This is a genomic window from Humitalea rosea (genome assembly GCF_003253705.1).
Lineage (GTDB): Bacteria > Pseudomonadota > Alphaproteobacteria > Acetobacterales > Acetobacteraceae > Humitalea > Humitalea rosea.
In genome coordinates this window covers 1-12,603 of sequence record NZ_QKYU01000048.1, presented here as the reverse complement: position 1 = coordinate 12,603, position 12,603 = coordinate 1, and the positions used below count along the sequence as shown (strand labels likewise).

General features: G+C 67.8%; 11 protein-coding genes and 2 pseudogenes. 10 read left to right on the top strand and 3 right to left on the bottom strand.

All coding sequences use genetic code 11. The features are described 5' to 3' along the window. The first annotated feature begins 352 nt into the window (after positions 1 to 352). Genes C8P66_RS24210 through C8P66_RS22875 form a run of 5 tightly spaced genes read left to right on the top strand, consistent with a single transcriptional unit; the run spans position 353 to position 5,515 of the window. The gene (locus C8P66_RS24210; protein ID WP_211314255.1) at positions 353 to 1,009 is read left to right on the top strand and encodes a hypothetical protein; all 657 of its coding nucleotides are present in this window, start codon (positions 353 to 355) and stop codon (positions 1,007 to 1,009) included. A 55-nt stretch (positions 1,010 to 1,064) separates the two neighbouring features. Then, positions 1,065 to 3,515: a hypothetical protein gene (locus tag C8P66_RS22890; protein WP_146423043.1), complete on the top strand. Its 2,451-nt coding sequence runs from the start codon at positions 1,065 to 1,067 to the stop codon at positions 3,513 to 3,515. After that, positions 3,512 to 4,783 carry a hypothetical protein gene (locus C8P66_RS22885; protein ID WP_146423042.1) on the top strand — a complete coding sequence of 424 codons (1,272 nt, stop codon included), beginning with the start codon at positions 3,512 to 3,514 and terminating at the stop codon, positions 4,781 to 4,783. The genes C8P66_RS22890 and C8P66_RS22885 overlap by 4 nt, the downstream gene beginning before the upstream one ends. Then, positions 4,780 to 5,088 (top strand): hypothetical protein, encoded by a 309-nt coding sequence (locus C8P66_RS22880; RefSeq protein ID WP_146423041.1) that lies wholly within the window; start codon positions 4,780 to 4,782, stop codon positions 5,086 to 5,088. Before C8P66_RS22885 ends, C8P66_RS22880 begins: the two co-directional genes overlap by 4 nt. Before the next feature lie 52 nt (positions 5,089 to 5,140). Further along, complete coding sequence (locus C8P66_RS22875; RefSeq protein ID WP_111400600.1) at positions 5,141 to 5,515, top strand: phage tail fiber protein; 375 nt, start codon at positions 5,141 to 5,143, stop codon at positions 5,513 to 5,515. 1 nt (position 5,516) lies between these two features. Here C8P66_RS22875 and C8P66_RS22870 read toward each other — a convergent pair whose 3' ends face one another. Next, positions 5,517 to 5,978 (bottom strand): MmcB family DNA repair protein, encoded by a 462-nt coding sequence (locus C8P66_RS22870; RefSeq protein WP_111400599.1) that lies wholly within the window; start codon positions 5,976 to 5,978, stop codon positions 5,517 to 5,519. A gap of 72 nt (positions 5,979 to 6,050) precedes the next feature. On the opposite strand from C8P66_RS22870, the pseudogene C8P66_RS22865 reads away from it, so the two are divergent. The 5 genes and pseudogenes from C8P66_RS22865 to C8P66_RS22845 form a co-directional block, all read left to right on the top strand. Continuing rightward, positions 6,051 to 6,530, top strand: a pseudogene (locus C8P66_RS22865) (YcgN family cysteine cluster protein); the annotation flags it as partial. Between the two features lie 155 nt (positions 6,531 to 6,685). After that, positions 6,686 to 7,627: a dihydrodipicolinate synthase family protein gene (locus C8P66_RS22860; protein WP_111400597.1), complete on the top strand. Its 942-nt coding sequence runs from the start codon at positions 6,686 to 6,688 to the stop codon at positions 7,625 to 7,627. Continuing rightward, positions 7,624 to 7,938 carry a cupin domain-containing protein gene (locus C8P66_RS22855; protein ID WP_111400596.1) on the top strand — a complete coding sequence of 105 codons (315 nt, stop codon included), beginning with the start codon at positions 7,624 to 7,626 and terminating at the stop codon, positions 7,936 to 7,938. Before C8P66_RS22860 ends, C8P66_RS22855 begins: the two co-directional genes overlap by 4 nt. A 94-nt stretch (positions 7,939 to 8,032) precedes the next feature. Beyond that, entirely contained in the window at positions 8,033 to 9,628 is a 1,596-nt protein-coding gene (locus C8P66_RS22850) for an ABC transporter substrate-binding protein (RefSeq protein WP_111400595.1), read from the top strand. 35 nt (positions 9,629 to 9,663) lie between these two features. Continuing rightward, the gene (locus tag C8P66_RS22845; protein ID WP_245903755.1) at positions 9,664 to 10,995 is read left to right on the top strand and encodes an LLM class flavin-dependent oxidoreductase; all 1,332 of its coding nucleotides are present in this window, start codon (positions 9,664 to 9,666) and stop codon (positions 10,993 to 10,995) included. A gap of 42 nt (positions 10,996 to 11,037) precedes the next feature. On the opposite strand, the gene C8P66_RS22840 is transcribed toward C8P66_RS22845, so the two are convergent. Both C8P66_RS22840 and C8P66_RS22835 read right to left on the bottom strand, forming a co-directional pair. Then, positions 11,038 to 12,249 (bottom strand): SAM-dependent methyltransferase, encoded by a 1,212-nt coding sequence (locus tag C8P66_RS22840; protein WP_111400593.1) that lies wholly within the window; start codon positions 12,247 to 12,249, stop codon positions 11,038 to 11,040. Between the two features lie 250 nt (positions 12,250 to 12,499). Continuing rightward, positions 12,500 to 12,603: pseudogene (locus C8P66_RS22835) on the bottom strand (IS5/IS1182 family transposase); the annotation flags it as partial.

Below are 12,603 nucleotides of genomic sequence, written 5' to 3'. Positions count from 1 at the left end.
TAACTGCCGCAGGCTGCATCGCCTGATGCAGCCATGAACCCACCCAGACCCGACCAGGCAACCACATCCATGACGTGAATCCGACAGGCTGCTAGAGCACTCCCGGAGCGGACGAAAACAGCCGGTTTGGCGAAGGAAAAGAGACTATAATCCACACTTAGGCCGATAATCGGCATTTTATCCTTGACATATTTTCCTATTCCGCGCTATCTCCGCCGCATCAAGGGGCGAGATGCGCCCTGCGAGCCCCCCCGCCGTTCCCCCCAATCCCGCACCCCCGCTTATCCGGGGCAGGAGGCGATGCATGCGCGCACCGAACCCCCATGAGCAGCATGTCAGGGCCGGCTGACCGATGGCCTTCGATCCCACGGCGCTGGTGGCGCTGACCACCACCGAGGTCTTTACCCTGTGGCACTACACCACGCATGACACGCGTGCCGCGACGCTGGCGCCCGGCTATTTCTCCGCCGCCGCCGCGCGCCTGCATGCGGGCCATATCATTCTGGTCATCGCCGTGGATTCGATTTCGATGCTGCCGGTGCGTAGCGCGGGCGCGACCGGCAATGGCCTGGTGCTGGATGCCGCCAACGCGCCGCTGGTCGCCACCGCCGCGGCCACGCCCAGCTATGCCTTCGGCTTCGCCGGCAATGCCGTCGCGCGCAGCCTGGCACTGGGAACGCTGCCGGCCGCGATGACCCAGGGGCGCCAGGTCACGGTGACGGCCACGACCACCGGGCCGGTCACGAGCCTCGCCTTTTCGATCCGCAATGCGGCGGGGACGGCGGTGGCGGGGCCCGTCACGGTCGCCCCGGTCAGCGGCGCGGCCTCCGCGGTGCTGATCTTGCCCGATCCCGGCTCGGGCTTTCGCCTGCGGGCCGAGGCCCCGGATGATTCGGCGGTCGTCGCCGTCTCGCCCCCCTTCTCGATCACCGTCCCCTACAGCCTGCTGATCGGCGACGCCGACCGGATGCTGCTGGAACAGGGCGGCGCCTTGCTGCTCGAGCCCTGACGCCAGGCTCTTCCTCCCCTTCCTCTGACCGCCCCTTGAGCGAGGACCCGAACCGATGGCTGACGCCCGATTGACCGACCTGCCTGCCGCCGGATCGCTTGGCGATGCCGATCTCGCACCCGTGGTGCAGGGCGCAGGCGTAACCGCCGAGACCCGCCGCGCGACCATGCTGCAACTCCGCAGCGCCATGCATGCGGAGCGGGACCTGCACGTGCGGGACTTCGGCGCCGTGGGCAATGGCACCACCGATGACGTCGCCCCGATCCAGGCGGCCATCGATGCCGCCGCCGCCGCCGGGGGCGGGCTCGTCCGCCTCGGCGCGCGACGCTACCTGATCGCCGCGGCGGATCTGGACGTGAAGGCGAATGTCACCCTCACGGGCGGTGCCGTCGGCGGGCAGCGGGAGGCCGCGAGCTATGCCAGCGCGCCCTTCGCGCTGGTGGTCGATCCCGCGCGCACGATCCGGATGCGTCGCGGCGCCCGGCTCGACGGGCTGGCGGTGCTGCGCCGTGGCCTGACGCCGCCGACCACGGTGCGCGAGGCCTTCGCCGCCGTCGCCGCCTTCGCGGGCACCGCGGTCACGGTTGGCAGCGGTATCGGCGCCAGCGGCGGCGATGGCGCCGATACCCGGATCGAGCGTTTGCTGATCATCGGGTTCGATCGAGCCATCGTCTCCGACTACAACGCCCGGGTGCAGATCCGCGACGTGCTGGGCGACAACCGGAACGGCGTCTTCATGTCGCGCGCCTACGACATCGCGCGCATCCATGGGGTGCATTTCTGGCCTTTCGTCACGGGCAATTTGCCGGGCATCTCCCTTGTTTCCAACAGCATCGCCAATATCACGAGCAGTGGCGGCTTGATCCGTGTCACCACCAGCGCCGCGCATCAGCTCGCAACCGGCGATCTCGTGAACCTGACCGCGGTGGGGGGCGTACCGAATGCCAATGGCCGCTTCGCCGTCACTGTCATCAGCAGCACGGTGGTCGACCTGCAAGGCAGCAGCTTCGCGGGAGCCTTCACCTCGGGCGGGCTGCTGCACATCTGGTCCAACCGCCGCACGGGCCGGGCCTTCGTGATCAGCGACACCGATGTCGGCGAGATGGTCGATTGCTTTGCCTATGGCTACGACGTCGGCTTTGAATTCGGCACTGCCACGCAGGCGCCGCAGGCCATCAACTGTTCGGTCGACAACAACAATGCGGTGGTCGATCCGGTTCCGATCGGGCTGCTCATCAAGGGAACGGCGTTCCGCACCAAATGGATCGGCGGCTTCATGTCGTCCCAGGGCACCACGGTGCGCGTCGAAACCAGCTCCGCCGAGCAACACCACATCGTCGGCTGCGTCGTGAACGGCGGCAATCAGAAAACGCTCGACATCGCCTCCGGCGCGCTGACCGTCGAGGCCTGCGACATCACCGCCGGCGCCTCGATCACGGGGGTCGGCAACAACTGCGTGTTGAACATCCAGGATGCGGCGCAGAACCTGACGCTGATCGGCAATGACATGCGCTCGGCGACCTTCTCCGCGCAATCGGATGCGGCATTGCAGAAGGTCACGCTGATCGGCAACCGCAGCGCCAGCACGGCCGCGACGCGTATCGGCGGGGGCATGATCGAGTTCTCCACCCTGCCCTCGGTCGCCGCCGGCCCCACGCGGCGGATGGACATCGCCTCCGATGGCGTCCTCACACTGCGACGGCGCAGCACCAGCCTCGGCGCGAGGATGAACTTCTCCAACATTGCCGACAGCGCCACGAACTTCATCGCGATAGGGGCGGGGCCCAATCTTGCCATTGGCGGCGACTCGGGGCTGAATCCGAATGGTGGGCTCGACCTTGGTGCGGCAGGGAATGCGACACTGCCCTTCTCCCTGCAGCTGCGGCGCATTTCGACGACGCCGGCCAATGGCGATCGTCTGGGGCAGTTGCAGTTCAATGGGCTGAACAGCGGCGCGGCCGAAGTCACCTTCGCGCGGTTCTCGGCCTTCTCCGACACGGTGACGGCCGGTGCGGAGGCGGGCTCGGTAAGTTTTGAGACGCGCCAGGGGAGTACTCTGACCGAGCGCTTCCGGCTGTCGGCCAGCGGCACGCTGACGCTGGGCGGGCCGCTGGTCCTGGCCGCCGATCCCGCCGCCGCCATGCAGGCGACCACCAAGCAGTATGTTGACGGCCAGTTCACCGAACGGCGCCTGCCGTCGGTCGTCTTCGCCGTCGCGACCGCCATCACCCACGCCGCGCACAATGCCCGAATGCTGGTGGCCAATAGCGGCGCCACCCTCTCGGTGGACTGGACCGCGACGGGGGACGGGTTCTCGTGCCTGATCTTCAACCGTACCGGCGCCGACCTCGGCTTCACTTTGACCGGCTTCACCAGCAACACGGCGCCCAGCAATGGGGATGGGCTGACCCGCGTGAAGGCCGGCGGTATCGCCAGCCTGTTCTGCTTCAGCCCGGACGGCGGCGCCACCAAGCTCTGCCACCTCACCGGCGCGGCAGCGGCGTGATGCTGGGAACCATACCAGCCGCGATGGGCGCGGGACGATCCGGCATCCGGCGTCTGATCGGCAGCGGCTTCCTCGGCGCCGAGGCGGTCTTTGCCCGTGCGAGCCGTGCCACCTCCTTCGACGCCAGCAGCCTGCTGTCCGATGTCGCCGCCGATGTGCCCCGCTTTCCAGGCACCGCACGGCGCCTGATGATCGAGGGCGCGCGGACCAATGGCGTGCGCAACCCGCGCGCCGAGGGGGGTGCGCCTGGGACGCTCGGCGCGGGTGGATCGGCGCCGTCGAATTGGACGCTCGGGGTCGGCAGCACCGGCCTGTTGCCGGTTATCTCATACGGCACCGAGAACGGGCTCCCATATTTGCAGCTGGACGTGTCCGGCGTGCCGACCGGCACATCATCTGTGGATGTTTTCTGCGACACGACTTCGGCCATCGCGGCGGCGCCAAGCCAAAGCCTAGTGTTCTCGGCTTTCCTGAAATTGCACGCCGGCTCCCTGGCCGGTGTGGCAACCGATAACCGGGTGCAGTTCTACAACTCGGTCCCGACCTTTCTTTCCGACACCGGAGCGTCGGCAACCTGGGGGGGAGGCGGCCTCGGCACCAGTCGCTTTCAGCATCCCGTCACCGCGGTCGCCGACACAGCCTTCGTGCGGAGCCGACTGCGGTTCAATCTCACAAGCGGCGTCGCCGTCTCCTTCACGGTGCGGATGGCGGCGCCGGCCTTTGAGACCGGCGCCTTTGCATCCTCCCCGATCCTGCCGCCGGCGTTGATGGTGGCCGCCGCGACCCGCGCCGCGGATATCCTGACCGCCAGCGTGGCCGCGCTGTTCCCTGCCGGCGCCGGCACGCTGCTGTGGTCGGGGACGATCCCCCAGGCAGCGCCGGCCGGGGTCGAGCAGATCCTGGCGCAGCTCGACGCTGGCAGCGACAGCAACCGCATCCGGCTGCGCAATGCCGCGGGTGGCCTGACGCTGGTCGCCGACTTCATCGCGGGCGGGGTCGCGGCGGGGACGCTGACGCTCGGCAGCATGGTCGCGGGGGTGCCGTTCAAGGTCGCCTTGGCCTGGTCCGGCACTGGCCTCTCCGGGCTGCTCGCGGGCGGCACGGTGCAGACCGCGAGTGCTACGGCGCCGGCAGGGCTCACCACGCTCCGCTTCGGCAACAACGTGGCGGGCGCGTCGGGCCTGTTCGGGGAGGTCGCGTCGGCGTCCGCCTTGTCCTACCGTGCCGGAGACGCGTCGCTGAGCACCCTGTTGGGAGCCTTGTCGTGACTGCGGCGGACCGCTCCGGCTGGAGCTGCACGTGCCACCGTTTCACCGACAGCGCGACGTTTCGCGTGGCGCTTGGCGCGCTGATGCCGCTCGATCCGTCGCAGGTGGCCTTCGACGAAATCGGCCCGCTGTACCGCCTTGCCGAGGAGGACGCCTCCCTCCCGGTGCCGGGCGAGCCGACTGAGCCGCCGCGGGTCCCGCTCCCTGGCTGGCACGTCAATCTCGCCTTGTCGGGCCGCGACCTGCCCGCCGCCTGGGCTGCCACCCGGGTCTCGCCCGCGAACCCGTCACGCGCCTGGTCCTGAGCGGCGCGATACCCGCGTCCGTCGTTTTTCCAGCCATTGAAGGAGGCAGCCCATGCCCGCATTGACCGATTATGCCCGGAATCTTGCCGCGCGTGCCCTGCTGGGGCGGCTGCCGGCGTTGCCGAATGCCGTCTATGTCGGCCTCGGCACCTCAGCCACCGCCGCCGCGGGGCTTGCCGGCGAGCCGGCGGGCAATGGCTATGCCCGCGCCCGCGTCGTTTTTGCCGGCACCGGGGCGCAGCGGAATGCCGATGCGCTGCGCTTCGCCTTCACCGCAGCGGCCGGCACGCTTACCCATCTGGCGATCTTCGATGCCCAGGCGGGGGGCAACCCGATCGCCTATGCGGCGCTGGCCGCGCCGGTCGTGGTGATCGGGCCGGGCAGCGTGACCATCCCCGCCGATGCGCTGGTGCTCGACGGGGCCTGAGCTATTCGGCCGCGAGCTCGGCCGCCACGCGGGCACCCGGATCGCGCGCGACCACGAGCCTGGTCGCGGCGAGGCGGGCGAAGCGGTGCAGCACCGCCCGCCGCCGCGCCGGGGCCAGGGCATGCAGCGGCGCCTCACGCTGCACCGCGGCCTCCCACGGGTCGGCCAGGATCATGCCGGTGCCGGGCGGCAGCAGCCCATGGGGAAAATCCGGATCAACGGCGAAATACAGCCGGTCGCACCAGTGCCGGTATTCCTCCCACTTGCTGTCCGAGAGGTAGTCGCGCGCGCAGGATTTCACCTCGATGGCGGTAAAGCCGCCATCGAGGCGCAAGGCCAGCACATCGAGCCGCCGCCCTGTCGGCAACGGCACTTCGGCGATGGGGGCCCAGCCGGCGGCGAGGCAGAGGCGCAGCACGCTGCGGGTGATCCGGGCGGTGCGTTCGGGAATGGTCGGGTCCATGCCCTATGTTCGCGCTGTGTTCTGTGCCCGGCAAGCTTCTCGTGTCACCGGCAAAGGTCTATCCTGGGCACCGTGACCGATCCCCAACCTTTCTGGCGCACCAAGACGCTGTCGCAGATGACGCGCCCGGAATGGGAGAGCCTCTGCGATGGCTGCGGACGGTGCTGCCTGCACAAGATCCGCGACGAGGACACCGAGGCCCTGCACTGGACCGAGGTCGCCTGCCGCCTGCTCGACACCAATTCCTGCCGCTGCTCCGATTATCCGAACCGCCGGGACAAGGTGCCCGATTGCGTGCGCCTGACCGCGCGCCGGGTCCAGAAGCTGGATTGGCTGCCCCCCACCTGCGCCTACCGCCTGATCGAGGATGGCCGCGACCTGCCGCGCTGGCACCCGCTGGTGACCGGGCGGGCCGAGAGCGTGCATGAGGCAGGCATTTCCGTGCGCGGCCGCGTCGTGTCCGAACGCGTCGCCGGGGCCTTGGAAGACCACGTCGTGGACTGGCCCGGGCGCTGGCCCACCGGCACGCGCAGGCCGGTCGCGCGACCCGCAGTACCCCCGCCGGGGGCGCAGCCCCTTAAGGATACCGCGGGGGCGCAGCCCCTTAAGGATACCGCGGCGGCGCAGCCCCCTACGGATACCCCGGGGCGCAGTCCCCCAGCGACACCCGGGGGGCGCCGCTCCCCGTCAACAAAGGACAGTAGCCCATGAAGGACGCCCTCTATGGTGGCGTGAACGCCGCCGTGCTGACGCCGATGCACGCGGATCTGACCCCCGACATCGCGCGGATGGCCGACCATGCCCGCTGGCTGCTGGCCAATGGCTGCACCGGCCTCGGCCTGCTCGGCACCACCGGTGAAGCCGCGTCCTTCGGTCTGCACGAGCGCCGCGCCATCCTCGAGGGCCTGATCGCCGCCGGCATTCCCGCCGCGAAGCTGATGCCGGGCACCGGCTGCGCCAGCCTCGGCGATACCGTGGAACTGACGCGCCACGCCCGCGACATGGGCTGCCCTGGCGTCCTGATGCTGCCGCCGTTCTACTACAAGGCGCCGTCCGATGACGGGCTGTTCGCCTATTTCTCGGCGGTGATCGAGCGGGTCGGGCCGGGCATCAAGATCTACCTCTATCACTTCCCGCAGCAGTCGGCGGTGCCCTTCAGCCTCGACCTGATCGACCGCCTGCTGACCGCCTTCCCCGATACCATCAAGGGCGTGAAGGACAGCAGCGGCGACTACGCCAACATGCTCGCCATGGTCGAACGCTTCGCCGCGCGCGGCTTCGAGGTCTACACGGGCAGCGACGAATACCTGCAGCAGATCCTGGCCGCCGGTGGCGCCGGCTGCATCACCGCCGCCAGCAATGCGAATTGCCAGTATGGCGGCATCGTCTATGCCAAGCGCACCGGCCCCGAGGCCGATGCCGCCCAGGCCAAGATGACCGCGACCCGCCGCGCCGCGACCTCGGTGCCGCTGATCCCCGGCCTGCGCCAGGTCATCGCCCATGCCCGTGGCGATGATGCCTGGCTGACCATCCGCCCGCCGCATCTGCCGCTGTCGGCCGAACAGGCCAAGACCGTGATCGCCGCCTGGGAAGCCGCGGGCGCGCTGCCGCTGCCGGGGCTCGACGGCCTGGCAAAGGCCGCGGAATGAGCGAGCCGCTCCGCTGCCGCATCCCGGCAGTCGCCACGCAGATGCAGGATGATGCTACCGTCCGCGTCACCCGCTGGGATTTCCAGCCGGGTGCGGAGACTGGCTGGCACCGCCATGGCCTCGGCTATGTCGTGGTGCCGATCACCGACGGCACGCTGATGCTGGAACTGCCCGGCGGCGGCACGGCTGAGGCCAAGCTGACCGCCGGCGTCTCCTACAACCGTGGGCCGGGGGTTGAGCACAACGTCGTCAATGGCGGCACGGCGCCGCTGTCCTTCGTGGAAGTCGAGTTGAAGTCCCAGCCGGGCTGATCCCGGGCGCCAGTTTGTGGCGCGCGGTTTGCTTGACCAAAGCCGGAAGGGCCATCGTCGATGGCCCCCCACCCGGTGGGAGACATCGCCCGGCATGGCCAGCACGCCCCTTCTCTTCGGCCGCCAACTCGGTGCGGCTCTTCTCCTCGCGGCGCTGTTCGGCGGTGCCGCCGGGGCGGAGGATTTGCGGATCGGCATGAAGGCCGCCATGGACGGGACCGACCCGCACCAGAGCTTCACCGCCAACCGCATGATCCAGATGCATGTTTACGAGCCGTTGGTCGCGCAGGACGCCTTCCTCCGCCCCACCCCCGGCGTCGCGGAGTCCTGGCGGGTCGTCGATCCGCTGACCTGGGAATTCACCTTGCGGGAGGGTGTGCGGTTCCACGATGGCTCGCCGCTGACACCGGCCGATATTGCCTTCTCCCTCCTGCGGGCCAAGGCGACGACCGGGCTGCGGACCTATGCCTCGGCGCTGCGCTTCCTGGCGTCGGTTGAGGCCAAGGATGCACGGACCGTCGTCATTCGCACCAGCCGGCCCTATCCGCTGTTGCCGTCCTCGCTCGCGGTCATCGCCATCCTCAACGAACGCGCGGTCACGGCGACGCCTGAGGTGGATTTCAACGGCGCGGCGGCGATCGGCACGGGCCCCTATCGCTGGGTCCGCTGGCGCCCAAGCCAGGATGCGGTGGTGGAGCGCAATCCGGCCTATTGGGGGGCGGAGGAACCGTGGTCGCGCGTCACCTTCAGCTTCATCGCCAATGACAGCGCCCGTGTCGCCGCTTTGCTGGCCGGCGATGTCGATGTGATCGACACGGTGCCGGCGGCGTTGAACGCCCGCGTGCGGGAGTCCGACCGCACCCAGCTCGTCACCGCCAATTCGCTGTTCGTGCTGTACATGCATCTCGACCAGCTACGCGATCAGGCGCTGCATATCACCGGGCTGGACGGCAAGCCGCTGGCCGAGAATCCGTTGAAGGACCGCCGCGTCCGCCAGGCCTTCAGCTTCGCGCTGAACCGCACAGCGATCGCCGAACGCGCGATGGAGGGTGCCGCCGAGCCGATCGGGCAGATCGCGCCCCCCGGCTTCATCGGCCATGACCCGAGCCTGTTGCCGCAGCCCTATGACGTCGCCCGCGCCAGGGCGCTGATGGCCGAGGCGGGGTATGCCCAGGGTTTCGGCATGACGCTGCATTGCACCAGCGATCGCTTCGCCGGCGATGCACGCACCTGTCAGGTGGTCGGGCAGATGCTCTCGGCCATCGGCGTGCGGGTGCAGGTGGAGGTGTTGCCAACCGCGCTGTTCTTCCGCCGCGCCAGCAGCGGCGGCCCTGGCGGCACGCCGGAGTTCACCGCGCATATGGCGATCTATGGCGCCTCCTCCGGCGTCGCCAGCGAGGGGATGAACACCATCCTGCGCACGATGAACCCGGCGCTGAGCCACGGGCAGTCCAATCGCGGGCGCTATTCGAGTGCGGCGCTGGATCACCAGCTCGACGTGATCGACAGTACCTTCGACGATGCGCAGCGGGAGCGGGAGACCTGGACCGCGGCGCGCATGATCATCGAGGACCAGGCGATCATCCCGATCTTCGCCTGGCGCATGGCCTGGGGCCTCCGGCGCGGCCTTGCTCTCACCCCTTCCGGCGATGGCTATACCACCGCAATGGCGATCCGCTCGGCACCCTGACAGGCAAAAGACCCATGACACAGCAAAAGCCCCAGATGAAACTGGGCGCGTTCTTCAGCACGCCGGGCAATCACTTGTCCGGCTGGCGGCACCCGAGCGCGGTGACCACGACCGATATGGATTTTCGCCAGTACATGGCGCTGACCCAACTGGCCGAGGCGGCCAAGTTCGACACCATCTTCTTCCAGGACACCGTCGCGGTCGGTGGCAGCAATGCGATGGCCCACGGCGACCGCAGCAAGGCGCAGCTGTCCCGCATCGTGAAGCTGGAACCGACCGCGCTGCTGGCGGCGCTGGCGACGGGAACCACCCATATCGGGCTGATCGCCACCGCGACCACGACCTTCAACGAGCCGTACAACATCGCGCGCCGCTTCTCGACCATCGACCATATCAGCGGCGGGCGTTGCGGCTGGAACCTCGTCACCTCGCAGATCGAGGATGAGGCTGGCAATTTCGGGCTGGAAGAGCATGTGAACCACGCCGCGCGCTACGAACGCGCCGCCGAGTTCTACGACGTGGTCACCGGGCTGTGGGACTCCTGGGAGGAAGACGCCTTCCTGCACGACAAGGACAGCGGCATCTGGTTCGACTTCGACAAGATGCATTTCCTCAATCACAAGGGAAAGCACTTCCAGGTTCGCGGTCCCTTGAACGTCTCGCGCACGCCGCAGGGGCGGCCGGTGGTGGCCCAGGCCGGGTCGTCGGAGCCAGGCATGGAACTCGCGGGCAAGACCGCCGATGTGGTGTTCACCGCGCAGACCGAACTCGCCGCCGCCCAGGCCTTCTATGCCGAGGTGAAGAGCCGCACCTGGCGCCATGGCCGCACGCCGGATGACATCAAGATCATGCCGGGGCTGACGCCGGTGATCGGCCGCACGATGTCCGAGGCGCAGGAAAAATACGACGAGCTGCAATCGCTGCTGCCGGATGAGATCGCGCTGGCCTCGCTGTCCCGCTTCACCGCCGGGCTTGATATCCGCAAGTTTCCGCTGGACGGCCCCTTGCCCGAACTGCCGGAAACAAACTCAGCCAAGAGCCGCCAAAAAATGGTCGTCGATCTGGCGCGGCGGGAGAACATGACCCTGCGCCAGATCGCGCGGCACACCGCGGCGGCCCAGGGGCACCGCGTCGTGGTCGGCACGCCGAAGATGATCGCCGATGAGATGGAGGAATGGGTGGTGAAGGGGGGGGCGGATGGGTTCTGCGTGATCTGCAACTACTACCCGAAGCCCTTCACCGACTTCTGCGACCTGGTGATCCCCGAGTTGCAGCGCCGCGGCGTGTTCCGCACCGAATACGAAGGCACGACCCTGCGCGAAAACCTGGGGCTGAAGGTGCCGCCGAACCGCTACGCCCAGCGATAGGCCGCACGGGGGCCGCCGGCTGTGCCGGGCGGCCCCTGTCCTTCATCGCGCGCTGCCCCGGCGTTCCCAATCCGTGATGTAATCGCGGGTCATGGGTACGGCATCGACCCGCTTGCTGAGCTGGATCTGGAAGACCACCAGCCCCGCGTGGCGAAACGCCGCCTCGCAGGCGGCGAGGTAGAATTCCCACATGCGGCAGAAGCGCTCGTCATAAAGTTTCGCCGCGATGTGGCGCTTCTCGTCGAAGCGACGGCGCCAGGCCTTGAGCGTTTCGGCATAATGCAGCCGAAGCACCTCGATATCCGTGATGTAGAGGCCCGCGCTCTCGATATGGGGCACGATTTCCGACATGGCCGGGGAATAGCCGCCGGGGAAAATATACCGGTTGAGCCAGGAACTGCCGGCCCCAGGCCCCGAGGCCGAACCGATCGTATGGACCAGCGCCACCCCGTCATCGGTGAGAAGATCCCGGATCCGGGCGAAATAGGTGCGGTAGTGGTCGATCCCGACATGTTCGAACATGCCGACCGACACGATCCGGTCGTATTGGCCGGTCGCCTCCCGATAGTCCTGCAGCAGGAATCGCACGCGGTCGGAGACGCCGGCCGCATCGGCGCGGTGCTGCGCATAGCCGTGCTGCTCGGTCGAAAGGGTGATCCCGGTGACATCGACGCCCTCGGTCTGCGCCACATGCAGCGCGAGCCCGCCCCAGCCGGAGCCGATGTCCAGCACGCGCTGGTTCGGCTTCAGGAGCAGCTTGGCGGCGATATGCCGCATTTTCTGCGCCTGCGCTGCCTCCAGCGTGTCATCCGGCGTCATGAAATAGGCGCAGGAGTATTGGCGGTTGGCGTCGAGGAACAGCTCGTAGAGTGCATCCGAGAGATCGTAGTGGTGGGCGACGTTCTCCCGTGCCTTTCCAATCGGATTATATTGGATCACCGGCCTCGCGATGCGGCGAACAATGGCGCGGGCATATCTGGCCCAGTGGCCATAGCCCCAGCCCAGGTTGGCAAAGCAAAGATCAAGAAATCCGTAGATGTCGCCCTGCTCGACGATCAGCGAGCCATCCATAAAGGCCTCACCGATCGCCATGTCTGCATTGAGCAGAATGTGTCGCGCCGTGGCTGCGTTGGTGATCCGGATGGAGACGAAGGGTTCACCGCTGCCGACGACATGGCTATCGCCCCTTGGGCCGATCAGCGTCAGTGTTCCGGTACGAATAATCTTACTGAAAAAGCCCTTTAGCAAAAACATGCCTGCGGATGGCCGTGCCTTCTGCCGAGAATCCTCAAGTACCGGGGTTGTCGCCGCCGGTGTGAGCTGTGAAGACTCGCTGAGTTGGGGATCTTTCCAATGAAATTGCATCGATCATTTCCCATGAAGTTATCTGTTCTTCCTGGTACTTTTCGCTTCCTAAATTTTTACTTGGCGCGGGTGGCTGCCTTTGGGTCTTGGGGGCCCTTGGGCGGTGACACCGGCTCCTACGCTACTCTAGGCTCAGGGCTCATTGCCCGATCCAGAAGATGACGGTAGCGGCGATGCAGATGGCCGAGAAGCATGTGTGTGCGCATCGGTCGTGGCGGGTTGCGATGCGGCGCCAGTCCTTCA